This is a genomic window from Pseudodesulfovibrio sp. zrk46 (assembly GCF_012516435.1).
Lineage (GTDB): Bacteria > Desulfobacterota > Desulfovibrionia > Desulfovibrionales > Desulfovibrionaceae > Pseudodesulfovibrio.
Genome location: NZ_CP051216.1, coordinates 331,229 through 353,498 on the forward strand (window position 1 = coordinate 331,229; position 22,270 = coordinate 353,498).

24 protein-coding genes are annotated in these 22,270 nt (G+C 55.7%); 15 read left to right on the plus strand and 9 right to left on the minus strand.

Annotated features, from left to right (window positions below; genetic code table 11):
* Positions 1-41: 41 nt before the first annotated feature.
* From cbiR to HFN16_RS01520, 10 genes are all read left to right on the plus strand, one after another.
* Positions 42-866, plus strand: coding sequence for a cobamide remodeling phosphodiesterase CbiR (gene cbiR / locus HFN16_RS01475; protein WP_168889015.1), 825 nt, complete (start codon positions 42-44; stop codon positions 864-866).
* Positions 863-1,372: a bifunctional adenosylcobinamide kinase/adenosylcobinamide-phosphate guanylyltransferase gene (locus tag HFN16_RS01480; RefSeq protein WP_168889016.1), complete on the plus strand. Its 510-nt coding sequence runs from the start codon at positions 863-865 to the stop codon at positions 1,370-1,372. The genes cbiR and HFN16_RS01480 overlap by 4 nt, the downstream gene beginning before the upstream one ends.
* A 3-nt stretch (positions 1,373-1,375) precedes the next feature.
* Positions 1,376-2,371: a DHH family phosphoesterase gene (locus tag HFN16_RS01485; protein WP_168889017.1), complete on the plus strand. Its 996-nt coding sequence runs from the start codon at positions 1,376-1,378 to the stop codon at positions 2,369-2,371.
* Between the two features lie 604 nt (positions 2,372-2,975).
* Complete coding sequence (gene polA / locus HFN16_RS01490) at positions 2,976-5,684, plus strand: DNA polymerase I (protein ID WP_168889018.1); 2,709 nt, start codon at positions 2,976-2,978, stop codon at positions 5,682-5,684.
* A gap of 182 nt (positions 5,685-5,866) precedes the next feature.
* On the plus strand, positions 5,867-6,841 hold the full coding sequence (locus tag HFN16_RS01495; RefSeq protein WP_168889019.1) for a hypothetical protein: 975 nt from the start codon (positions 5,867-5,869) through the stop codon (positions 6,839-6,841).
* A 458-nt stretch (positions 6,842-7,299) separates the two neighbouring features.
* Positions 7,300-8,538, plus strand: coding sequence for an FIST C-terminal domain-containing protein (locus tag HFN16_RS01500; protein ID WP_168889020.1), 1,239 nt, complete (start codon positions 7,300-7,302; stop codon positions 8,536-8,538).
* Positions 8,539-8,610: 72 nt separating this feature from the next.
* On the plus strand, positions 8,611-8,967 hold the full coding sequence (locus tag HFN16_RS01505) for a metalloregulator ArsR/SmtB family transcription factor (protein WP_168889021.1): 357 nt from the start codon (positions 8,611-8,613) through the stop codon (positions 8,965-8,967).
* A gap of 9 nt (positions 8,968-8,976) precedes the next feature.
* Entirely contained in the window at positions 8,977-10,080 is a 1,104-nt protein-coding gene (gene arsB / locus HFN16_RS01510; RefSeq protein ID WP_282097908.1) for an ACR3 family arsenite efflux transporter, read from the plus strand.
* 9 nt (positions 10,081-10,089) lie between these two features.
* Complete coding sequence (locus HFN16_RS01515; RefSeq protein WP_168889022.1) at positions 10,090-10,506, plus strand: arsenate reductase ArsC; 417 nt, start codon at positions 10,090-10,092, stop codon at positions 10,504-10,506.
* Between the two features lie 585 nt (positions 10,507-11,091).
* Positions 11,092-11,673, plus strand: coding sequence for a hypothetical protein (locus HFN16_RS01520; RefSeq protein WP_247648401.1), 582 nt, complete (start codon positions 11,092-11,094; stop codon positions 11,671-11,673).
* 74 nt (positions 11,674-11,747) lie between these two features.
* Here HFN16_RS01520 and HFN16_RS01525 read toward each other — a convergent pair whose 3' ends face one another.
* Entirely contained in the window at positions 11,748-12,545 is a 798-nt protein-coding gene (locus HFN16_RS01525; RefSeq protein WP_168889024.1) for an ion transporter, read from the minus strand.
* 141 nt (positions 12,546-12,686) lie between these two features.
* On the opposite strand from HFN16_RS01525, the gene HFN16_RS01530 reads away from it, so the two are divergent.
* Together HFN16_RS01530 and HFN16_RS01535 are read left to right on the plus strand one after the other, a co-directional pair.
* Positions 12,687-12,899, plus strand: coding sequence for a DNA-binding protein (locus HFN16_RS01530; RefSeq protein WP_210772223.1), 213 nt, complete (start codon positions 12,687-12,689; stop codon positions 12,897-12,899).
* 15 nt (positions 12,900-12,914) lie between these two features.
* Positions 12,915-13,433 (plus strand): hypothetical protein, encoded by a 519-nt coding sequence (locus HFN16_RS01535; RefSeq protein ID WP_168889025.1) that lies wholly within the window; start codon positions 12,915-12,917, stop codon positions 13,431-13,433.
* A gap of 67 nt (positions 13,434-13,500) precedes the next feature.
* Here the strand turns inward: HFN16_RS01535 and HFN16_RS01540 are convergent, their stop codons facing one another.
* Positions 13,501-13,812, minus strand: a complete 312-nt coding sequence (locus HFN16_RS01540) for a zinc-ribbon domain-containing protein (protein WP_168889026.1) — start codon at positions 13,810-13,812, stop codon at positions 13,501-13,503.
* A 183-nt stretch (positions 13,813-13,995) separates the two neighbouring features.
* On the opposite strand from HFN16_RS01540, the gene HFN16_RS01545 reads away from it, so the two are divergent.
* Positions 13,996-15,531, plus strand: coding sequence for a hypothetical protein (locus tag HFN16_RS01545; RefSeq protein WP_168889027.1), 1,536 nt, complete (start codon positions 13,996-13,998; stop codon positions 15,529-15,531).
* 59 nt (positions 15,532-15,590) lie between these two features.
* Here the strand turns inward: HFN16_RS01545 and HFN16_RS01550 are convergent, their stop codons facing one another.
* The 3 genes from HFN16_RS01550 to purU all read right to left on the minus strand — a co-directional run bounded on the left by HFN16_RS01550 (position 15,591) and on the right by purU (position 17,356).
* Positions 15,591-15,962, minus strand: coding sequence for a carboxymuconolactone decarboxylase family protein (locus HFN16_RS01550; RefSeq protein WP_168889028.1), 372 nt, complete (start codon positions 15,960-15,962; stop codon positions 15,591-15,593).
* Positions 15,925-16,314, minus strand: coding sequence for a MerR family transcriptional regulator (locus HFN16_RS01555; protein WP_168889029.1), 390 nt, complete (start codon positions 16,312-16,314; stop codon positions 15,925-15,927). Before HFN16_RS01555 ends, HFN16_RS01550 begins: the two co-directional genes overlap by 38 nt.
* Positions 16,315-16,474: 160 nt before the next feature.
* Positions 16,475-17,356: a formyltetrahydrofolate deformylase gene (gene purU, locus HFN16_RS01560; protein WP_168889030.1), complete on the minus strand. Its 882-nt coding sequence runs from the start codon at positions 17,354-17,356 to the stop codon at positions 16,475-16,477.
* A gap of 210 nt (positions 17,357-17,566) precedes the next feature.
* Here purU and HFN16_RS01565 point away from each other — a divergent pair, with 210 nt between their 5' ends.
* Positions 17,567-18,187, plus strand: a complete 621-nt coding sequence (locus tag HFN16_RS01565; protein WP_168889031.1) for a D-sedoheptulose 7-phosphate isomerase — start codon at positions 17,567-17,569, stop codon at positions 18,185-18,187.
* A 311-nt stretch (positions 18,188-18,498) separates the two neighbouring features.
* Here HFN16_RS01565 and HFN16_RS01570 read toward each other — a convergent pair whose 3' ends face one another.
* Positions 18,499-18,876, minus strand: a complete 378-nt coding sequence (locus HFN16_RS01570; protein WP_168889032.1) for a hypothetical protein — start codon at positions 18,874-18,876, stop codon at positions 18,499-18,501.
* Positions 18,877-19,003: 127 nt separating this feature from the next.
* Between HFN16_RS01570 and HFN16_RS01575 the strand changes: the two genes are divergently transcribed.
* Positions 19,004-19,444: a hypothetical protein gene (locus HFN16_RS01575; RefSeq protein ID WP_247648402.1), complete on the plus strand. Its 441-nt coding sequence runs from the start codon at positions 19,004-19,006 to the stop codon at positions 19,442-19,444.
* A 97-nt stretch (positions 19,445-19,541) separates the two neighbouring features.
* Here HFN16_RS01575 and HFN16_RS01580 read toward each other — a convergent pair whose 3' ends face one another.
* From HFN16_RS01580 to HFN16_RS01590, 3 genes are read right to left on the minus strand one after another with little or no spacing between them, the layout of a single operon-like run.
* Positions 19,542-20,342 carry a metal ABC transporter permease gene (locus HFN16_RS01580; RefSeq protein ID WP_168889033.1) on the minus strand — a complete coding sequence of 267 codons (801 nt, stop codon included), beginning with the start codon at positions 20,340-20,342 and terminating at the stop codon, positions 19,542-19,544.
* Positions 20,342-21,157 (minus strand): metal ABC transporter ATP-binding protein, encoded by an 816-nt coding sequence (locus HFN16_RS01585; protein ID WP_168889034.1) that lies wholly within the window; start codon positions 21,155-21,157, stop codon positions 20,342-20,344. Before HFN16_RS01585 ends, HFN16_RS01580 begins: the two co-directional genes overlap by 1 nt.
* A 60-nt stretch (positions 21,158-21,217) precedes the next feature.
* Positions 21,218-22,234: a rhomboid family intramembrane serine protease gene (locus HFN16_RS01590; RefSeq protein WP_168889035.1), complete on the minus strand. Its 1,017-nt coding sequence runs from the start codon at positions 22,232-22,234 to the stop codon at positions 21,218-21,220.
* Between the last annotated feature and the right edge of the window lie 36 nt (positions 22,235-22,270).

Sequence of the window (22,270 nt, forward strand, 5' to 3'; positions counted from 1 at the left end):
AATTTACTGCAATCGCCATGCCCATATCGGATAATTCAACAATGGATACATCTTCCTTTTCCACGGACATTTCCTGTCCGGAAAAATCTGCGCAGCCGCGTCACCTTTCCGTCGCGGAAACAGAGACAAAGCATGGGGTCAAATTCCCCTTCTCCATAGCTGCGCCTTCCTTTGTGATTCCCGCCGGAGCCGCTGACAACAGCCGTTTTCTTGCGGACTATTTCCCCGAGATAGGCCTCCTGTTTTTCGAATCGGAAAGCTGTCTGGCTTATTCGGATTTCGACCTGCCGCCCACACTTGCCACACTCCCGGTTTCGTGGCATGTCCACCTCCCCCTCGACCTGGAGTGGCATAACGGGCTGGATGAGGCGTGGCGGATTATCACCCATCTCATGGACAAGGCAGCCTATCTGTCTCCCAGGTCGTGGGTACTCCATCCGCCCACAGCACCGGACATGCTGGTGCCGCTGGCAGCCCGATTCCGCGAGGCGGGCGTGGACCCGGCAACCATTCTGCTGGAAAACGTGGACGAGACCGATCTGGTGGCCCTGTGGCCCGAAGCACGACAAGGCGGGTTTTCCACCTGTCTGGACCTGGGGCACATACTCGCCTATGATCAGCAGCCTGTTCTTGATCTGCCCGGTCTCTGGGACACGGTTCGCATGCTGCATGTCTATGCGGCCAAGCCGGGCAGCGGCAAGCACTTGGGGCTTACCCATCTTGATGACGAGGGACGAGCCCTGCTGCGCCACGTACTTGAACACTTCCGAGGCGACACCCTGACCCTCGAAGTTTTCAGCGAAGAAATTTTCCCGTCGCTCGACCTGCTTGCAGGTTGGATGAATGAATGGAGTAAAACAAAATGATCACTCTGGTTCTTGGTGGCAATAAATCCGGAAAATCCGACTTTGCGCTCGATTTGTTGGCCAAAGCGCCGACTCCGGGGCTGTTTATCGCCACTGGCAAGGCCAGAGATCTTGAATTTCGACAGCAAATCCAGCAACACCGCATTGAACGCGGGCCTGAGCTGGAGGTCATGGAGGTCTGCGAGGACTTGCCTCAAGCGCTCGGAAAGGCTAAATTGCACTTTCCGTCCGTGTTGGTGGATAGCCTTGACTACTGGCTCTTCTCCTGCCGCGAGGCGGGATGCGAGGACGCCAAGGTCAAGGAATTACTCGACGTTCTTGCAGACTGGAATGACACGGAACTGGTATTGGTCTCATGCGAGGCCGGACTCGGCCCGTTACCCGGAGGGAGCGAGGTCAGAGCATTCATACGGAGTCTGGGCGCCCTTAACCGAGGCGTCGCCCAATCCGCTGATCAGGCTTTCCTGGTCGCTGCGGGGCTTCCGTTAACCCTGAAACAGGGATAGTTTGTGGCACTATTCAGACAGCTGGACGAGCAGGTAGAGCAGTTGCTCAGCCTCTTCAGCAAAGACGAAAACTGGCTCATCGTTATCAACGCCGACCCCGACGCGCTCGGATCGGCGCTCGCGCTCAAACGCATCATGACCCGCCGGGTCAACACTGTCGCCATAGCGCAGATAAACGAGATAAAACGGCCGGACAATCTGTCCATGATCCGCTACTGCCGTATTCCAACTCAAAAACTCATACCCAACCTCGCGGCCCAGTACGACAAATTCGCCCTCGTGGATTCCCAGCCGCACCACAACCCTGAGTTCAAGAATTTCAAATTTTCCGTGGTCATCGACCACCACCCGATCATCCCGGACAACCCCGTCGAGGCCGATTTCATCGACATCCGCCCCAAGTACGGTTCGGTCTGCTCCATGATGACAGAGTATCTCTACAACATGCAGATTCGCCCGGCCAAGCTGTTGGCCACGGCCCTCATGTACGGCATTCGCTGCGATACCCGCACCTTCGAGCGCGAGTTCATCGACGCGGACATGGCCGCCTTCAAGTATCTTTCCAAGTTCGCCGACTCCAAGCTCATGAACCGCATCTCCCGCTCCGAGTTCCACCTCGACTGGATGCGCTACTTCTCCCGGGCTTTCTACAATCTGCGTCGCATCGGCCACGGCCTTTACGCCCATTGCGGTAATGTCGAAAATCCCGACATCCTCGTCATCGTCGCCGACTTCTTCACCCGCGTTCACAACGTCCCCTGGGTCGTGGTGTCCGGCACCGCCGACGACAAGCTCGTCTGCATTTTCCGCGGTGACGGTCTGCGCCGAGATATGGGAACCATGGCCCAAAAGCTCATGAACGGCCTCGGCTCCGCAGGCGGGCACAAGCAGGCTGCACGCGCCGAAGTCCCCCTCGCCGATCTCGATGGTGAAGACGCCGAAATCTTCATGCTGAAACGTCTCGGCAAGGGCAAGAAGAAGACTATTCGAAGAATTTAGTAACCCGCTTCGCGGTTGCCTCCGGCGGCCAAGGGGGAAGGGGAGAGAAGGAAACCATTTGAAAATGGTTGTCCCTCTCTCCCCTTCCCCCTTGGAACCCCCATCCCCTCTCTCCCTTCCTAAACTTTTTGTCGCTCGCTTCGCTCGGGCTCTTCGTTGTCGGGCAACTTCAGCTCTTTTCCCCTGTTCGACTGACATTCAAAGACCTGCACCAGCCCTTGATTCAAGAGGTTTAGAAGCAGACCAAGCGGCAGGCAGCGTCTTGTTCGGTTTTGCACTGGAGCGCAGCGGAAGTACGCAAAAGCGAAAGCTGCCAGCTTGGATCAGATTCTTAGACCGTGATCACAAGGCGGGGAGCACACAAAGCCGAGTTTCTTTGGTTCTTTCTTGGGGCGGCTCAGCCAAGAAAGAACCCCGCCGGGAGGGCATGGAGGAGCGAAAGCGACGGCTCTTTTTGCCTTTCGCGCCATCAGCGCGCATCTTTCAAACAATCGCCGCCCGCTTCGGGCGGCTTTCCTTATCTATTCTGCCTTTCTCTTCATTGCCTTTTCCCCGCCACCCGCGTAAATTCACCTCTCTTCACAACATTAACACCACCGAGAATATGTCCTTAAAAGAACGTCTCAACCTCTCCGAGGAACCCGTTTACCTGATTGATGGTACTGCTCTGCTCTACCGCGCCTTTTATGCGCGGGCCGATCTTTCCCGTTCCGACGGCTTCCCCACCAACGCGATCAACACTGTGCTTCGCGTGCTCATGAACCTGATCCGTGATGAAAAGCCCAAGCATGTGGCGTTTCTGATGGATGGCAAAGGGAAGACCTTCCGTAATGATTTGTATGATCAGTACAAGGCCAACCGCCCGCCCATGCCGGAGCCGCTGGCCGAGCAGATCGAGCCGGTTCGCAAGGGTGTGGAGCTGCTGGGCTTCAACCTCCTGATCTCGGACGGCGTTGAGGCGGATGACTGCATTTGCGCGCTGGCCAACAAGTACAAGGCGGATCGCCCGGTGGTTATCATGGCCTCGGACAAGGACCTCAAGCAGTGCCTGGACACCAATGTGTTCATGGTCAGTCAGCACGGTCGCAAGGAGACCATCTACACGCTGGACGGTTTCCGCGAGAAGGAAGGTATGGAGCCTGCTACATGGCCGGACTTTCAGGCCATCATCGGCGACTCGGCGGATAACATTCCCGGCATCCCTAAGGTTGGCCCGGTCACTGCGCGTAAAGTCTTTGCCGCTACCGGTCCCACGCTGGAGGATGTGCGCGACAATGTTGCCGAGCTGCCGGAGAAGCTGCGCGAGAAGGTGGAGCCGGAGCTGGAGAATATTTTCGTCTACCGCGAACTGACCCGCATGAAGACCGATTGCTGCGATGTGCCTGTCGATGACTTTGTGCTGCGCGACGTGGACGCGGCCGAGCTGATGGCGTTCCTTGATGAATACGAGCTGAACGGCCTCAAGCGCATGGTGCCGAAACCGGCTGGTGCGCCCAAGAAGGCGGCCCCGAGTGGTGCGCCGTCCCTGCTGGATGTGGCTGGCGATGCCCCGGCATCCGCTCCCAAGGCTGCGGCCAAGAAGAAGGCTCCGGCTGGTGATGGCATGTTGTCCCTGTTCGGCGATGCCCCGGCGACTCCCGAGGAGCCGAGCGAGCCGCTTCCGGTGGTGGATGCGGAGAGCGCGGGCGACCTGCCGGGTCTGGCTGGCGAGGACGTGGGACTGGTCTTTGAGGACGATGCATTTTTCATTGGTCTGGAAGGCAAGGAATACCGCTACAGCGGCGCGGTGGCCGATCTGGTCCGGGCGCTGGAACACGCGTCTGTCATTGCCACGCCGAGCGTACAGGAGCTGCTTCGTGCTGATGAGGCGTGGGCATACCTGCTGCCGTCCCAGTGGTTTGACCTGAGCCTTGCCGCGTACCTGCTCGACCCCGAGGCGCGCAACTACACGTGGGCGCGGCTGCGCCAGTCCTTGTATCAGGATGGCCGCTCCGAGTTCTCGAACGTGGCCGCCGAGCTGCATCCTCATGCCAAGGCGCTGGCTGCGCTGGGCTATATGCAGGGCATCAAGGGACAGGTGGAGAGCGCCGAGCTGGAACCGCTGATGCGCGATCTGGAGCTGCCGCTGATCCCGGCGCTGGTGTCCATGGAAAAGGCGGGCATTTACATTGATCAGGCCGCGTTCAAGGATTTTCTGGATGACGTATCCGAACAGCTAGCCGCGCTGACGCGCTCGATTATCGAGCACGCGGGCCATGAGTTCAACATCCGCTCCAGCCAGCAGTTGGCGGTGGTGCTGTTCGACGAACTGGATATCAAGGCCGGGTCCAAGACGGCCACAGGGCAACGCTCCACAGCGAATGCGGTGCTGGAGAAGATTCGCGGCAAGCATCCCATTGTGGAAGACATTCTGGAATACCGGATGCTGGAAAAACTGCGCTCCACCTATCTGGCCCCGCTGCCCAAGATGGCGGACGAGGCATCGCGCCTGCACACCCAGTTCAACCAGTTGAGCACGGCCACGGGTCGCCTCTCCAGCTCCAAGCCGAATTTGCAGAACATCCCGATTCGCGGCAAGTACGGCCCAAGAATGCGCGGCTGCTTCACGGCGGCGGAAGGGAATCTGCTGGCAGCAGCGGATTACTCGCAGATCGAACTGCGCGTGCTGGCCCACTTCTCCCAAGACCCTGCCCTGCTGGATGCCTTCCGCAATGACGAGGACATCCACACCCGCACGGCGGCGCTGATCATGGACAAGACCGTGGAGGAAGTGCTGCCGGACGAACGCCGCAACGCCAAGACCATCAACTTCGGCCTGATCTACGGCATGGGCGTGCAGAAACTGGCGCGCGAGCTGAAGATCAAACAAACCGAGGCCAAGGAATTCACCGAACGATACTTTGAAAAACTGGCGACCCTGAAGGCGTACTACGACGACATCGTAAAAGACGCCCAAAACAACGGCTTCGTGACCACACTGGCCGGACGCCGCCGCCTGCTGCCGGAGCTCCACTCCCGCAACAACATGCTCGCCAGCGAAGCCCGCCGTCAGGCCGTGAACACGGTCATTCAGGGCACGGCCGCCGACATCATCAAAATGGCCATGGTAGCCGCCTACGGCGACAAACAACTCAAGGACCTCGGCGCCAACCTGATCCTGCAGGTACACGATGAATTGATAGTCGAAGCCCCCGCCGAAAGCATCGAAGCCGCCGGAGCCCGCCTCGTAGAAATCATGCAGGGCGCAGCGAACTTGGATGTCCCATTAAAGGTAGATATGGGTGTAGGGAAAAGTTGGGCTGAGGCTCATTAGGCGAACGCATAAACACTTAATACGAAGAAGGGCCGCCCAAATGGGCGGCCCTTTTGAATTACAAACAAGTCTCTCAAGAGCTATCATGAACATAAACCACAACCATCCTGACTCATTGGCACAATGACGAAAACTTGATACAGGAAAACAAATTCCATCATAAGCCAACAATCGAGTTAGAAATGATTACCGCCTCTCCTTCGGATACGATTTCCTTTCATTTCGATGTCCCTAATAAAATGATTTCTGCAAATACCTTAGCTGGAATAGCAAAGGGACTTGAGCAAATAACAGATACTGTTTTTGAAGAGACTTTAGAAGGAGCAAAAAAAACAGAAGTTTATCTTTGTATACCCCGAGAGGGATGCTTCGAAGCAATCTTTCAGGTTGTTGTCCCTGTGATAACCGGCGCATTTGTTTCCATTGCTTCGAAATCCTTTATCAACACTTTTTTGAAAGACATGATCGGGAAAGATCTTTCTGAATTGAGCGAATTTTCAGCAACAAAACTATCCGACTCTTTGAAAGAAAATCTTCTTATAAATTATGCTTGTACAGCTATAAGCGAATATCTCGATAGGCCATACTCTGAACTGCAATGCCGTAACAATGAAGATTACTTGAACAAAAGGCTAGTTGTCCTGAAAGCTAAAAACCTAATCTACGAACACATGGAAGAGGACAATCGTATTAAAGCTGTATCGTATAAAGGAGATGACTACATAGATAGGGAAGATTTCTCTAAATACATTGCTCCGTTGCCAGACAATGATGATGAACTATGCGAACACAGCTTCTATCACGGAAAGATAAAAATAATTTCCCCTGTAAGCCTAAAAGAGAAAAGCCGACGGGGATGGACGTGTTTCTTCCTAAGTGATCTTCAAAACAAGACTGAAAGAACATTTGAAATTGATGATGATAGATTTCGAAATTACGCAATCACACAAGATATCAAACTAGCGGCTGACGACATTGCAGAAGTGCAAATGATTAAAGACAACGAATTGACTCCTCAATGGCGTGTACTTCGTGTCCTTAAATTTGATGGGGAAAGCATATCTCCGCCGTTAACCAATGAAGAATTGAGCAAATTGAGCATCAAAACATTTTTTACAAAGAAACAACAACAAGCGAATTTACTGGACAACTGCTAGCTCAGCCTAGTGTCCAAGCGGCTTAGAAGCTGACCAAGCGGCAGGCAGCGTCTTGCTCGTTCTTGCACTGGAGCGAAGCGGAAGAACGCAAGAACGAGAGCTGCCAGCTTGGATCAGATTCTTGCCAGCGGACACCGGGCGCCCGCGCTCGGAAAAGCCGCGTTTTTTTCGTTCTTTTTTGGGGCGGCTCAGCCAAAAAAGAACCGCCGTCCGCGCAGGACGCCTCCGGCAGGAATCCTTCCATAAAATCGCCGCCGAAAGGCGGCCTTCCTTCATCTCTTCCCTCATCTCTTCCTTCTTCCCCTCCCCCTCACCCGACCCCCAACCCAACCTTATAATCCTATTTACCTTTCCCCCAACAACCCATATCAATACACTCATACACCATACTCGCTAAAATAACGCCTTCAACACCGACGCCGACCACGGCGTGATTTCGCAATATTACGGGAGATTCAATGGAAATAATCGTCGACCATAGCGGTTGCTGTACTGAACTCGGCACGAGCATTTCCAAACTGGTCTCCCAAGGCTGCAAATCCATCATGCTGATGCAGGCGGAAGACATCATCCACAATATCCCCCGATATAAGGGTATGCTCGACAAGGCGTTGAGCGTTGCCTCCAAAAACGGTGTCCAGATTTTCGGGGGCATCTTCCCGACCGTTTTCGCTGGAGAAACCTTCCTCGATAAGGGAAGTATCCTGGCTGGCATCGACTCCGAAGTGCATGTCGTCACGCTGGAAAACATCACCGCCAACAACATCCTCCCCCAGATAGAGGAGGGAATTGCTCCCATCCAAAACCAATTGAAACAGGGCGACTTCAACACGCTGTTCGTCTTTGGTGACGGGTTTGGCGAAATCAATCTGGAGCTGATGGACGGCCTGAACCACATCGTCCGGAAATACCCCATGAATGTTATCGGCGGCATGACGGGCCGGGGCAGACTGAAGGTCTCGCATTACAGTATTTTCTCGCCGGAGAAGCTCATCCAGAACGGCGCGGTGCTCGCCTTCACCCGGCTCAAGAGCAGCGTCGGCGTCAGACATGGCTGGACCCCGCTGAAAGGCGCGGAGCTGGAGATAACGAAAAACAACGGCTGCTTTGTCGAGCGCATCGACAACACGCGGGCCTTTGACCGGTATGTCCAGATCGTATCCGATTACGATGAGAAGAGCGGCACACTCCTGGCCACGGAGTACGCCAATCCGGACACCTTCTTCAACATCGCCGTGAAATATCCGCTGGGCCTCATCAGAGAGGAGAACGGGAAGACGACCTACATTGACCGCACCCCGCTGGGTGTTGGCGCAGATAGATCGCTCCAGTTCTCCGTTGAAATTCCCGAAGGGACCAAGGCCTGCCTGATGGAACTGGAGGGAAAATCCGACGCGGAGAAATGCCAGTCACTGGCAAAGGCGTCCATTGCGGCCTATGACGAGGCCAAGAAGACCCTGCCGTCCGAGGTCAAGGACTCCAGAGTGATCATGATGGATTGCTTCGGCAGAAAAATGGCCGTGGAGCGCATGCAGAGCGTCTACTCCCAGATTGAGCTGAAAGCCATCGCCGAAGATCAAAAGGCCATTCCCAATTCCCCCATTGGCGCCCTCTGCTTTGGGGAAATCTCCAGCATGGGCGACAGACACGTCGAGCTCCACAACAAGACGGCAGTCGTCGGCCTGGTGGAAGACTAGAACCGCCTCTTTCTCTCCCAATTGTCATGCCAGCGTTGTTGACATATCCGCATAAGCGGATATGTTCATTCAATGATTCAACTCGCTGAAAAACTCAAAGCCCTTTCCGACCCGACGCGGCTGCGCGTGCTGCGTCTGCTCGACCACGGAGAATTATGTGTGTGCGACCTGATGGAGGGGCTTGATCTGCCCCAGTCCAAAGTCTCGCGACACATGTCATTCCTGAAAAATGCGGGATGGGTGCAGAGCCAACGCAAGGGGAAGTGGGTATACTACTCTCTCGCCCACTCTGACGACAACATTCAGGCAGCGATGCAGCGGATATTGTGCGAGCTTCTTCCCGACCGGGACGAGGCCAAGGAAGATTATGCGCGACTGCTGGCGTTCCTGAAAACCAAGAAAGCCGACTCCTGCTCAACGGACGGTTAAGAGGTCACCATGTCTGAATCGACCATGAAACGTTTGTCCTTTCTGGACCGCTATCTGACCCTGTGGATTTTCCTCGCCATGTTCGTGGGCGTGGGCACCGGCTATCTGTACCCGGACGTGAAGAACGTCATCAACAGCTTTCAGGTGGGCACGACCAACATCCCCATCGCCATCGGCCTGATTCTGATGATGTATCCGCCGCTGGCCAAGGTGAAATACGAGCAGCTCGGACAGGTGTTTCGCAACTACAAGGTGCTGGTGTTGTCGCTGGTACAGAACTGGGTGATCGGCCCGGTGCTGATGTTCGGCCTGGCCATCACCATGCTCTCGGGCCAGCATGACTACATGGTCGGCCTGATCCTGATCGGGCTGGCGCGCTGTATCGCCATGGTCATCGTATGGAACGATCTGGCCAAGGGCGATACCGAGTATTGCGCCGGGCTGGTGGCGTTCAACTCCATCTTTCAGGTGATCTTTTTCTCGGTGTACGCCTACATTTTCATCACCGTGCTGCCCGGCTGGTTCGGCATGGAAGGCGTGGTGGTGGATATCTCCATGGGCCAGATCGCCGAGTCCGTATTCATCTATCTCGGCATCCCGTTCCTTGGCGGTATGCTGTCCCGTCTCATCGGCATCAAGCTCAAAGGCCGCGAGTGGTACGAGACCGTGTTCATTCCTAAGATCAGCCCGCTGACGCTCGTCTTCCTGCTGTTCACCATCCTCGTGATGTTCTCCCTGAAGGGCGACATGGTGGTGCAACTGCCCATGGACGTCATCCGCATCGCCATCCCGCTGACCATCTACTTCCTGATCATGTTCCTCGTCTCCTTCTACCTCTCCATGAAGGCCGACGCCACCTATGAGCAGGCCACGACGCTCAGCTTCACGGCCGCGTCCAACAACTTCGAGCTGGCCATCGCCGTTGCCATCGCCGTGTTCGGCATCGATTCCGGCGAGGCATTTGCCGCCGTAATCGGCCCGCTAGTCGAGGTGCCGGTGCTCATCGCGCTGGTCAACGTGGCGCTCAGGTTCAAGAAGAAGTACTTCCCATACGCCAAGGAGACCATCTCCGGCGTGTGTCACGTACAGTGCGAAACCTCTGTTCCCAAGTAAGGATCGACAATGAATATTCTCTTTCTCTGCACCGGCAACTCCTGCCGAAGCCAAATGGCAGAAGGCTGGGCGCGCCATCTCAAGGCCGACCAATTCAACGCCTATTCCGCGGGTATCGAGACGCACGGCATGAATGAGCGCGCCATTCAGGTAATGAAGGAGGCCGGTGTGGACATCACCGCCCACCATTCCAAGCTGCTCGACGATCTCGCAGACGTGGACTTCGACTACGTGGTCACGGTCTGCGGCCACGCACACGAGACCTGCCCCATGTTCCCCGGCAATGCCAAGGTGGTGCACGTCGGTTTCGACGACCCGCCGGGTTTGACCAAAGGCATGGAAGACGAAGACGAAATCCTCGACGTCTACCGCCGAGTCCGAGACGAAATTAAGCAATTTGTAGAAACGCTGCCTGAAGGCATTTAAAGATGCCTCCGGCGGCTGGGGGAAGGGGAGAGGGAAACCCTTTGAGAAGGGTTGTCCCTCTCCCCTTCCCCCAGACCCCCATCCCCTCTCCCTTCCTAAACTTTTTATCGCTCGTTTCGCTCGAGGTTACGTGAGAATATATTGCGCACGGTTTCTCCCTACGCCATTCCGAAGACGCTAAGTCTTTACAACAAAGAACTGCAGCAGCCCTTGAACACGCAGCCTAGAAACTGACCAAATCGATTCCGCCGAGCACCAACAAATTCGGCAGCGACGAACGTCGCGCAGCACAAATCAAGGCAATCTATTTGGATCAGATTCTCAGCAAGTGATCACGAGGCGGGGAGATACTTCTTGAGCCGAGTTTTTTTCGTCTATTTTTTGGGGCGGCTCAGCCAGCCTCAGCCGTTGCCGAGTCTTCGAGGCTTACGGATGAGGACAGCAGAGATAAAAATAGACCGCCCGCCGCGGAGGCGGCCATCCGGCAGGAATCATCCATCAATCGGAGCCGAAGGCGACCTCCCTACCTACCCAACATCTATACAAACCCAAAGCTAAATGATATCCAACGCGCCCATGAGCTACATGAAAGAATTCACCGCAGCGTGTTCCCAGACCCGCAAACTCGATATCGGCGACATCACCCTCGCCGAAGACGGCATGGCCATCGATCAGACCGTACTCAATGCGGTAGAAGCCACCGGGCATATTCCGTTCCCGCTCCGTGCGGAAAACGGCTTCAACGTCAACTTCGGCATGTTCCACATGTTGGCGAAAAAATTTCACATCCCCGGCGCAACCATGACGCTGGGCAACGTGGCCGTGAACGGCGAAATGCGCTTCCCGGCGGAGTTGCCGCACTTCAAGAAGATGCTCAAAGAGCAGTCCGGTGAAGAGAACATGGGACAGTACCACCTGTGGACTACCCTGCCCGGCGGATACATCCTCGACCACGCCATCATGTCCGGCCTGCACAGGGACGGCATCGTGGAAGTGAACGAAGCGGTCCCGACCGAACGGTACCTGTACGGCAAGGCCGACGAGCTGCCGCACGGACTGACCTATCACCCCATGATCGTGGGACTGGAGTTCTTCGTGGCGTCCGGCACCATCGATCAGGAAGCCCTCGAATACCTGATGGGCGAACGGTTTCCGAAGCAGTATTAGTCAACGCAGACGATGTAATATGAAAAGGCGACTCAGAAACGGGTCGCCTTTTTTTGTACTGTGAAGGATATCGATCAGTCGTCGCCGGGACAGGAATCAGACGGCTCGTCTTCCTTTTCCTTCATGTGCCCGTATTCCACGAAGCCCGCGCTGAGAATACCGGCTGGCAGTGCGAACATGCCGATGCCGAGGAGCGCGATGACCGACGCGAGGAAACGGCCCATGCCGGTGACGGGATAGGCGTCGCCGTAGCCCACCGTGGTCAGGGTGATGATGGCCCACCACATGGCGTGGGGTATGGAGCCGAAGATGGCGGGTTGCGCCTCGTGCTCAAAATAGTACATGAGACTGGAAGCAATGATGAGCAGGATGGCTAGGCCGAAACCGGCCACGGCGAGCTGCTCCTTCTTGAGACGGACCACGGTGAAAAAGACTTGCACGGCATCGGAATAACGGCCGAGCTTCAGGACGCGGAGCAAACGCATGAGGCGGATGGCACGCAGGAAGATGAGATCCACGGGCAGCAGGAAGGGGATGTAGAAAGGAATAATCGCCAAAAGGTCCACGATCATGAGCGGACTGAGAGCGTGGCGGATCCGCCCACCGAGGCCGCCACCATTGGACTGGCACTGGCTGCACACCCAGAGGCGGGCTGCGTATTCCACGGTGAAAATCGCTACGGAGAAGTATTCAAAGGACCGGAACAGATGACGATAGGTCTGCGAAACGTCTTCCATGGTCTCGACGATTACGGCCAGGACGTTGAGCAAAATGAGGACCACGAGAAAAGCACGCACCCACCTTGCCCGCGGGTCGCGGCCCTCCTGATCTTCCAGCAGCAGATACAGCGTATGCTTGAGCGATGTTTCCATAAATCACCTTTTTCCGCTTATATTCATTAAACGTTGTTTCGCCCCTCCCTGTCAATGCACGGGAAAATGCTTGCCAGACGCCGATCCTTTTGCAAAAAACCGCAGTCCGGTGTACATCAGACCTTAACTAAACGGATAAATATGACGATGAACTTCTTGGAAAAGATAAAAAAAGAGGGCTACATCCGCTATCGCGGGGCTGTGGACTCCTCAGTTTACGAGTATTTCAACTGCGACTGCTCCTGGAAGGCCACCTGGTATATCAAAAAAGGCCACTACCAGTGCTGCGGTTGCAAGGAACGGTGCGAGACATCTGATCCGGACGGGTTTCAGCTGTTTCTCGACCTGGGATAGACACGGGATACAGACATGCGACACATTACGGGACTCCTTTTCGCGCTCCTCTTGACGCTCACCCTCGCCTTGCCCGCTCAGGCCACGGAGTTCATGGACATGGACATCTGCCTGGGCCGCAAGCTCATCGCCCGCATCCTGTGCAAGGATGAACTCGAGGTAAATTACGTGTCCCGCGTACACGAGAACGTCTATCTGTTCTCCGTGTTCTACGCCAACAAGGAAGCCCGCTTCTTCGTGGGTGTCTACAACGACATGATCCGCATTCAGGGCAAGGATTTCCAGACCACCACCCGCTCCATTCCATACCACTTCGACTCCGCGGCCAAGTGCTCCGTCGTGGACTATGCCGTGCCGGAATGTCTTAATACCGAGCGACTGGTCTGCTGCTCCGAGAAGACCATCGAAGAAGAATTGGATGAAAAGTTCTGGGATCGTCCCATCCCGGATCTGCTGGAAGAAGACCTGCAACGCGCCCTGCAGGGCGACAACGCCACCCAGCCCGAGGACACCACCGACGGCGCAGCCCAGTAGTCTGCAAATACACATGAAAAAATCCCCCGTACACGATGTGTACGGGGGATTTTCGTTTATCCGGGGATTAGAGCTTTCTAAACCAGAGCAACAGGCCGATAAGCCCCAGCGTAGGATACATGGGCAGCCAGTCTTCGAAGTAGAGGCAATAGGCTCCCACGGCCACAAACAGGCACAGACAGGCAAAGGCTTCCAGCAACCGCCGCAGGGACATCATCCTGTCCTTGGGGAGCCCCTTATGGGCAAAGCGGGTAAGCCGGGTCTGCTCCGGGGCCGACGGGGCCATGGCTTGACGGGACGACTGAAGCTTCTTGCCGCACTTGGCGCAAAAACGGCTTTCATCGTCATTTTTCCTGCCGCATCCAGTACATACGATCATGGAATTGGTTATTGCCTGTTTGCTTCGAGCGGTCAAGGAACATGCCGTGACAAAAAGGTATCTAAATATAGCCGGAAGCCCCGGATGACCCTAATTACCCGACGATATTTACTTTGCAAAAATTCCTGAGTTGGAATACGGTTTTTGGCGGAATCAACATAGCAAGGATAATCAGAATCGACCATGAGCGGATCACAACCACAGCAACCCAAGCTCAGCACAGAGCAACGACTCACCGCCTACCAGAAGAAGCTGCGCGCCTTGAAAGACGGCGCAGCCCTACGCGAAGTGATGGAGCGCGAAGTCCTGCTGGAATTCATCAAGGTCAACCACGGTAATATCAACGAGTACCCGCTGCTTAAGGCGCAGCAACAGTCCGTGGTTAATATCCTGTGCGGTCGAGTCGGCCACCCCGGCTACGAATTCATCCACAAGCACATCGCAAATTTCATCGTCCTGCTCGCCCATTACGGCAAAGCCGTTCAGGTAAACGACGCGACACGGACCAAAGAGCTTGAAGCCGAGCTGGTCAACACCGAGTCCATGCTCATCAAGTGTGTTCAGGGCATCGTCTATGCCATGGCGCTCATCACGGACAATTTCGAAGAGATCGTCCTGCGCTACTTTGGCCAGCAGGCCCTCGGCGACTACAGCGCGCTGATCGAAAAGCACCAGCTGAATGAAGAGTTCTGGAAGGCGTTCATCGAGCAGTTCGTAGCCTCTCAAGTTGAAGAGGCCCACAAGGAAATCCTTGAAGGTGAAAAATACACCGTCACCAAGGAAAAGAATTTTCTCGTCATCCGTTTCCTGTTCGACGACATCCTCGGCAAGCTCAACCCCACTACGCAGACCATTGAGAAGACACGCATCCAGAAGGCATACGTGGAAAGCCGCACCGATGAGGAAGGCATCCGTCGGGCCAAACTGATGCAGTCCATGCTGATCAAGGGCCTTGAGTCGCTGTCCAAAGTCAGCGATATCACTCAAACCGAATTTCTCCAGGCATCGCGCACCATCTGCGTAGACAGCGTGGCCAAGGACTTTGAGGCCCTGTACATGGAACGGGTCAAACAGGTCCAAGCCCGAAAGGAAGGCGCCAAGGACGAACGGGACAAGGAAACCATCGAACGAGAACAGCTAGAGTTCAACTTCATGCGCGAACAGGTCGTGGCTGTCGGCGTAGGCGCTGCCATTGCCATCGGCAGGACCAGCGATCACTTCTATAAGGCCTTGACCGAATTCGTGCCTGAACAGATCGAAGGCATCCGTCATCTGGAAAAAGATTTCAGCATTCCTGTCCTCGAACGCATCCTCTACTTCCTGCTTGAGAACATCATGATCCATATCCTGCAGGAAACCGGACGCGAGTACGGCGGCAAGATTCAGGTCCGCAGCGGCCGCGCCAGACGTGTCCCTGAGGAGACCGTGGATAATCTGGCGGGTATGTCCAAGATCCGCAAGAAGCAGCTCTTCGCCAATGACGTGACCCGCGAAGGCACCCTCCTCTTCAAACCCAAGACCGCCAAGCAGATGAGTGCGGCAATGCAGATGCTCAGTCTGGAAGAGGAACTGCAGGTTGAGTTGAGCAAGCTCTGGAAGAAGGCGATTTTCCGCGTGGACATCATGGTTCTGCTCAATCTGGAGCTCTTTGCCCGCACCACCACCAACCTCAAGGCCAAGCTGGCCGAGGTGCTGGAAAAATTCGCAGACAAAGAATAGACACCGCTTTTTTACAATGAATAAGGCCCGCGCAGTGGATGCTGCCCGGGCCTTTTATTTTACGCTTCTTCTGCTTCAAAGACTTCTCTGGCGGCAAAGAGCCCGTTGAGTGCGGCAGGGAACCCAGCATACACAGCCATCTGCATGATGATCTCAACAATCTCTTCTTTGCTGAGCCCCACATTCAGCCCGGCTGCGATGTGCACCTTCAACTGTGGCGTCGCCGTACCCATGGCGGTCAGGGCGGCGATGGTGGCCACCTCGCGGGATCGGACATCCAGCCCGGGCCGTGAATAAATGTCACCAAACGGGAACTCGATCAAATACTCCGCGAAGTCCGGCGCGATATCCTTGAGGCTTTCCACCACGTTGGTCCCGGCCTGTCCGTCAATTTCATTCAGCTTTTCCAGCCCTCTCTCGTACCTCGTCATATTCTTTCTCCCATGTTTCATAGATGGCGATCTTTTTGTCCAAGGCCTTGAGATGACCCCGGAGCTGATCGATATTCCTTTTCAGGTCCTTCCGATGAGAGAAAAGCATGGCCTTGCGCTCGGACAACGTGGTGTCACCCTCGTAGCGCAACCGTGCGTATTGCTCGATCTGCTTGAGCGGCATGCCGGTTTCCTTGAGACGCACAATGAACAGCAGCCACTCCACGTCCTTTTCGGTATACATCCGGCGTCCTCTGCCACGCTCAACATCCCGAATCAGGCCGATCTTTTCATAGTAACGCAAGGTATGCGCCGTCAGGCCTGTCCGCTTTGCAATTTCACTGATGGTCATGTTTTTCTCCACACATGAGATGAGTGTACGAGTTAGAGTAAACTCTAAGTCAAGCAACAATCACATAAAACGCTTATTTCCGTCAAAGTCCTTGTCACGCAACGGAAAAGCCCCTGCATCCAGAAGGACACAGGGGCTTCAAATTCAAAGTAATGCGCGATTAACGACGGAAGACGATGGTCTTGTTGCCGTCCACGATGACGCGGTCCTCAAGGTGCCACTTCACGGCGCGGGCGAGCACATGGCGCTCGATGTCGCCGCCAAGGCGTTTGAGATCGTCCACATCATGGGAGTGGGTCACGCGGATGACGTCCTGCTCGATGATCGGCCCTTCGTCCAGTTCTTCGGTGACGTAGTGAGCCGTGGCACCGATGAGTTTCACGCCGCGCTCATGCGCACGACGGTACGGGTCGGCGCCGATGAAGGCGGGCAGGAAGGAGTGGTGAATATTGATGATACGGCTGGAGTACCGCTTCACAAAGTCCGGAGTCAAAATCTGCATGTAGCGGGCCAGTACGATGATATCCATCTGGCCGTTAATGAGCTCCATGATCTTGTCTTCGGCAGCCACTTTACCGCGCAGACTGCGCTCAACCGGAACGTGGTGAAACGGCACGCCAAAGTGCTCTACAGCACCGCGCAGATCGGGGTGGTTACTGATGACCATGGAGATATCGGCTTCCAAATCGCCACGCTTCCACCGCCAGAGCAGCTCCATGATGGCGTGGTCCACTTTTGAACAAAGGATGACCATGCGCTTGGGAATCCAGACCGGATTCAGGCTCCAGTCCATGATGAACTGGCTGGCGACTTCCGCCTCGAACTCTTCACGCAATTTGTCCAAGCCATCGAGATCAAGGCCGGGCAAATAAAATTCGTTGCGCATGAAGAACCGGCCCCCTTCGGGATCGGTGGAGTGCTGGTCGGAATGGATGATATTGGCGTTCTTGCCGTGCAGGAAGCCGCTGACAGCGGCCACGATGCCGGGCTGGTCCGGACAAGTGATGAGCAGCCGGACAGTGCTTTCCTTAGATTCAGTCATGATTCTGTGTGGGTTGAGTTATGTGATGACGCTCCGCCCGTAATCGGGGACAAAGCCAAGACAGAGGCTGTTACCGCAAAACGCAACCGAATAAAAGTCTTTTGATGTGATGTTCCCCGGCCGCAGCCCTGTGCAGCCATTGCCTCACCCCTTTTTTTACTATAATGTCGAGCCTCACAAAAACGCATTCATCCCTGAGGGAGGATATATATGTCTGAAGCCGCACTGAGAAAAGTGATGGACCACGCCCAGGCTGGTCTGGCAGCGCGCAAGGCCTTTTTCGAGACCAAGAGCGAACTCGTAGTGGATATTTCCCGCGCCATGGCCGTATGTCTGGCCAGCGGCGGCAAAATCATGTTCTGTGGCAACGGTGGCAGCGCCGCCGATTCCCAGCATCTGGCAGCAGAATTCACCAACCGTTTCAAGCTGGAGCGTCCGCCCCTTCCGGGTCTGGCACTCACCACGGATACCTCTGCCCTGACCGCCATTGGCAACGACTACAGTTTTGATGAGGTCTTCTCCAAGCAGCTCCAGGCGCTGGGTCGTCCTGGCGACATTCTGGTTGGTCTGTCCACCTCAGGCACCAGCTCCAACGTGATCCGCGCCATGCGTGAAGCCAAGCGCAACGACATCATCACCGTTGGTCTGGCTGGTCAGAGCGGCGGCGAAATGTCTGCCGTTTCCGATTTCCTCGTCACCGTGCCTTCGGGTGACACCCCGGTGATTCAGGAGATTCACATTGCCGCAGGACACATGCTCTGCCATCTCGTAGATCATTTCCTGTTTGAAGCCGTATCTGAATTGACGCCTTATTTGCCTCAGGACGACTAGAGGCGGAAGATGAGGTCGCTTCGCGACTGAATAAGCATATACAAGCAGGGCTGCCAGCCCTGCACCCGGCCAAAGGCCGAGGGCCTTTGGAATCCCGTTTGCGCCTTCGGCGCAGAGTTGAGTAATAAAAAAGCCCCGGTAGCATGTTTGCTACCAGGGCTTTTTTATTGAAAAATTATTTGCCGATGGCGAGAATGGATTCTCAAGGCCCTCGGCCTTACTTGAGCCGTTGGCGAGTCTTCGAGCCTTACGGATTGAGCCGCCGGAGGCGAAATCACCCGACATCGCCGCCCAGCGGCATCCCATCCTTCTTAAATTTTCTCCCGCCGTATGCGGATGGTCAATCCCTTGCTTCGCAGGTGCCTGGCGAGTTTCTCGGCTCGCTTGAGTGTGGGAACCGTGCTGATAACAAGCTGGGCCATGGCAGTGTCATCCCAAACCCAGATGTTTTCAGGGAGCACGAGTCCGGCCATACGCACTTCGTAGAGCAGACGCTCACGCGCTTCTTCGCGTTGCTTTTCGGAGTCCTCGTCGAGTTCTTCTCCGCAAGCCAATACCCACCAGCCCATGGGGCGTACCTCGGGGTCCGGCTCTTCGCCGAAACTCCGTGCCACGTCCCGCGCCAGTTCCTGTCGGATCACGGCGGTCATGCGCAGTATGGATTGTTCCACTTCCCGTATATCGTGCATTCTTGTTTTCCGTCTTTTTCGAGACTACCGCCTGATGCGGTCAGTTTCCCGTCCACTGACTATACGCCAGTCCTCATCGGGGAGGCAAGGGATTAGCCTACTTCGCAAAGAAAAGCACCCCCTTGCAGTGACATTTTTTCCATTGTATTTAACTGTCATGGTCTACTTCGCCAACAAACGCCGCAGCCCGGCTCAATCAGTTCTCCGAAAGGTAATCGGTGCGACCGCCATTGCGGCCATCATCCTTCTTCTGTGGCAGGTTCCATACGATATTCTGCGTGAAGAACGCCTGCGTCTGTTCGGCGAAACCAGAACAACAGGCATCGTGCTGGAATCCGGTACGGCTGCCGACAATGGTGAGCGTCTGTTCCTCATCAAATACAAATATATCGACAACGACGGCTTCGCGCGAACCGCTCTGGCTCCCCTGCCGAAACAGCTTTGGGAACAACGTCAGCCGGGGCAGCGAATTGAAGTCTTCTACGTCAACGGCAAAGCCGACCTGTCCCGGGTGGCTGGAGAACAGGAACCAGCATTCCAGTTGTGGCTGCGCGACGTACTGAACTAGCCACCACTTTCCCGCATCTTTCAGCCTGCTTCCCGCATTTCTGACCTCGCTTCAATGGAAACGAGCGATTCGCATTATGTCCATTATTTTAATGCAATCAGCTCCGCTCGCCCGGCAGGAGAAATGACAGGAAAAAGCAGACCGCGGCCACCGCGATGATGGATGCACCGGAGGTTATGTTGGTCAGGTATGACACGAACAATCCCACCACGGTAAAGAAGGCGCTGAGAAGCGTGGAAAGGATCATCATGGCATCCAGCGAACGGGTGCGACGCTCGGCAATAAACGGCGGGATGGTGAGCAGCGCAATGACGAGGATAAGTCCCACCACACGGATGATCATGACGACGCTCAGACCGACCATGGAGATGAGCAGGAAATAAAGGAAATCCACTGGCACGCCACGGCTGCGGGCGAACTCCTCATCAAAAGACATGACCAGAAAACCGCGATAGAAAGCCACCACAGCCAGAAAAACGACGCAGGCCAGCCCGGCCATTATCCAGATATCGCTCCGCGGCACGGCCAGAATGGAGCCGAACAGGTAGCTCATGAGGTCAACGTTATACCCCGGCGTCAGATCGAGCAGGATGATACCCAGCGCCATGCCCGCCGCCCAGATCACACCGATGACCGTATCGGCCCGCTCCCGGGCGTGGAGTGTAACCTTGGCCATGACCAGTGCCGCCAGCAGAGTGAAGGCAGTGGTTACGGGCAGCACGGGCAACCCGAGAAAGAACGCCAGCCCTACGCCACCATAAGAGGCATGGGCGATGCCGCCGGAGATGAACACGATGCGGTTGACCACCACCAAGGTGCCGATCATGCCGCAGATGATACTGGCGAGCAGACCGGCCATGAGCGCGTTCTGCATGAAGTCGAACTGAAGGATATCCATTATTCGTCATCCTCCTTTCCGGCCTCATCAGGGTGCGGATGCATGGGAAAAACACGATGCGGCAGATCGCCGTGGGTGACAAGATCCACCGGACAGCAATGCTCGTCATCGCCGTAGCTCAGGTTATACATATCGCGAGTGATCTCAGGTGCAGCGTGAAAATGCAGGTCTCGATTAACGCAGGCTACGGACTTCACGCCCGAAGCCAGCGCAGAAATATCATGGCTGACCATGAGCACGGTCATGTCCTTATTCAACTCCACCAGCAGTGAGAACAGAGAGTTGCGGCTGGCGGAATCCACGCTGGCCGTGGGCTCGTCCAACAGCAGGAGCTCCGGGTCACTGACCAATGCCCGCGCAATGAACACGCGCTGCTTCTGACCGCCGGACAGGCCGGAGAGGCTGCGGTCCGCATACTGGAGCATATCCACGCGCTCCAGCGCCTTGCGCGCCTTGTCCAATTCCTGACTGGTACGGGCCAAGCCCGCGCTACCGCCCAATCCGGGACGGACTGACCCCATATGAACGGCTTCCAGCACAGACACGGGGAACGAGGTGGAAACATGCGTGTGTTGCGGCAAATATCCGATCCGGCCACCCGTATGCCCTGCAGGTTCACCCAATACAAGGACAGTACCGCTGGTGGGCTTGATCAAGCCGAGTATGAGCTTGAGCAAGGTGGACTTGCCGCCCCCGTTGGGGCCGAGCACGGCAAGATAATCCCCGTGCTCCACTGTCAGGGAGACATTCTCGAGGATGGAGAGATCACCGTAGGAAAAACTGACGTCCTTAACTTCTATGACCGGGTTAACCAAGCATGACTCCTTAACATTTTTAAACAAATGTGACTGATAGGCATTATCACACCGACTTCATCATGCCAACCATGCAATTACCCACATACCCCAAATAAGCGTCATAGTCCCGGCCAGAAGATAATTATCAGTGCGTTTTGCCGGAAGGCCCAGGCGCGTGGTGAGGAGTCCAGCCACGCAGCCCACTGCCAAGCCACACAGAAAACCGAACAGATGTGCTCCCAAATCCGTCTCTTTGCCGGTCCCGAGCATGGCCAGCAATCCAAGCCCCGCGCCGACCGGCACCAAAGCCGAGCCGATGAAACGATATACACGCCGTCCCAGACTGCCGGTTCCGAATCCATGCACGCCGCCAGCTACGCCGAACGGTGCAATGGCGGCCAGGATACCTGCCGCCGCAAAAGAGGCTGTAGAAAACCCAATGGAATTATGTGGTGCGGCCAAGGCGAGCGCATTGATCAGATTGCCAATGCCCCCGCTCAGAATAACGAGCAGCCAGGCGAGACCGCTTCCCAGCCGCCTCGCGACCAGCCAGACGAACACGCCACCAATCAGAGCGTTACCCATCACATGCGCGCCATCGCCATGCAGGGTCAGGGCCGTGAACACTCGCCACCACTCGCCGGACATGATACGTGCGGCCTCTGAACTACCGTGTTCCACCCATAGGGAAGGATACATTTTCAGGGCGGGGTAGGCCCGGTTATAGAGCCAGTAAAACAGAACCATGGCCGTCATGATCAGGACCGTGGGCTCCATATCTCCCACCGGGCGTAGGTCGGGAAGCACTGTCTTCCAAATATCGGGCGCATTTTCGGCAAGGTAGAGACGAATCTCTTCCACGGCACGATCCACGAACCACGGTTGCACCTGCACAGTATGGCCGCCGCCGTCCTCTTTGGAACGGGTGCGCGTCCTGTGCGGAATATTCCGCGCGGACAGCACCAGCGACCATGTCCGGGCCTTGGACAGGTCCAGAGTCGCAGCCTCATCCTCTGTTACCAGCGGAGCAAGGTCGATCCATTCAGGCCGAAAGGTTCGCCGCAGAAATCCGGCGCTCGTTTCTTCTCCATGCATGGCGGCATGATAAAGCAAAATCAGACCGTGGAAAAC

Excerpts from the sequence above, each read along its gene's own strand:
- cbiR (WP_168889015.1), top strand. The coding sequence starts at position 42 with ATGGATACATCTTCCTTTTCCACGGACATTTCCTGTCCGGAAAAATCT.
- HFN16_RS01480 (WP_168889016.1), top strand. The coding sequence starts at position 863 with ATGATCACTCTGGTTCTTGGTGGCAATAAATCCGGAAAATCCGACTTT.
- polA (WP_168889018.1), top strand. The coding sequence starts at position 2,976 with ATGTCCTTAAAAGAACGTCTCAACCTCTCCGAGGAACCCGTTTACCTG.
- HFN16_RS01495 (WP_168889019.1), top strand. The coding sequence starts at position 5,867 with ATGATTACCGCCTCTCCTTCGGATACGATTTCCTTTCATTTCGATGTC.
- HFN16_RS01500 (WP_168889020.1), top strand. The coding sequence starts at position 7,300 with ATGGAAATAATCGTCGACCATAGCGGTTGCTGTACTGAACTCGGCACG.
- HFN16_RS01505 (WP_168889021.1), top strand. The coding sequence starts at position 8,611 with ATGATTCAACTCGCTGAAAAACTCAAAGCCCTTTCCGACCCGACGCGG.
- arsB (WP_282097908.1), top strand. The coding sequence starts at position 8,977 with ATGTCTGAATCGACCATGAAACGTTTGTCCTTTCTGGACCGCTATCTG.
- HFN16_RS01515 (WP_168889022.1), top strand. The coding sequence starts at position 10,090 with ATGAATATTCTCTTTCTCTGCACCGGCAACTCCTGCCGAAGCCAAATG.
- HFN16_RS01520 (WP_247648401.1), top strand. The coding sequence starts at position 11,092 with ATGAAAGAATTCACCGCAGCGTGTTCCCAGACCCGCAAACTCGATATC.
- HFN16_RS01525 (WP_168889024.1), bottom strand. The coding sequence starts at position 12,545 with ATGGAAACATCGCTCAAGCATACGCTGTATCTGCTGCTGGAAGATCAG.
- HFN16_RS01530 (WP_210772223.1), top strand. The coding sequence starts at position 12,687 with ATGACGATGAACTTCTTGGAAAAGATAAAAAAAGAGGGCTACATCCGC.
- HFN16_RS01535 (WP_168889025.1), top strand. The coding sequence starts at position 12,915 with ATGCGACACATTACGGGACTCCTTTTCGCGCTCCTCTTGACGCTCACC.
- HFN16_RS01540 (WP_168889026.1), bottom strand. The coding sequence starts at position 13,812 with ATGATCGTATGTACTGGATGCGGCAGGAAAAATGACGATGAAAGCCGT.
- HFN16_RS01545 (WP_168889027.1), top strand. The coding sequence starts at position 13,996 with ATGAGCGGATCACAACCACAGCAACCCAAGCTCAGCACAGAGCAACGA.
- HFN16_RS01550 (WP_168889028.1), bottom strand. The coding sequence starts at position 15,962 with ATGACGAGGTACGAGAGAGGGCTGGAAAAGCTGAATGAAATTGACGGA.
- HFN16_RS01555 (WP_168889029.1), bottom strand. The coding sequence starts at position 16,314 with ATGACCATCAGTGAAATTGCAAAGCGGACAGGCCTGACGGCGCATACC.
- purU (WP_168889030.1), bottom strand. The coding sequence starts at position 17,356 with ATGACTGAATCTAAGGAAAGCACTGTCCGGCTGCTCATCACTTGTCCG.
- HFN16_RS01565 (WP_168889031.1), top strand. The coding sequence starts at position 17,567 with ATGTCTGAAGCCGCACTGAGAAAAGTGATGGACCACGCCCAGGCTGGT.
- HFN16_RS01570 (WP_168889032.1), bottom strand. The coding sequence starts at position 18,876 with ATGCACGATATACGGGAAGTGGAACAATCCATACTGCGCATGACCGCC.
- HFN16_RS01580 (WP_168889033.1), bottom strand. The coding sequence starts at position 20,342 with ATGGATATCCTTCAGTTCGACTTCATGCAGAACGCGCTCATGGCCGGT.
- HFN16_RS01590 (WP_168889035.1), bottom strand. The coding sequence starts at position 22,234 with ATGCATGGAGAAGAAACGAGCGCCGGATTTCTGCGGCGAACCTTTCGG.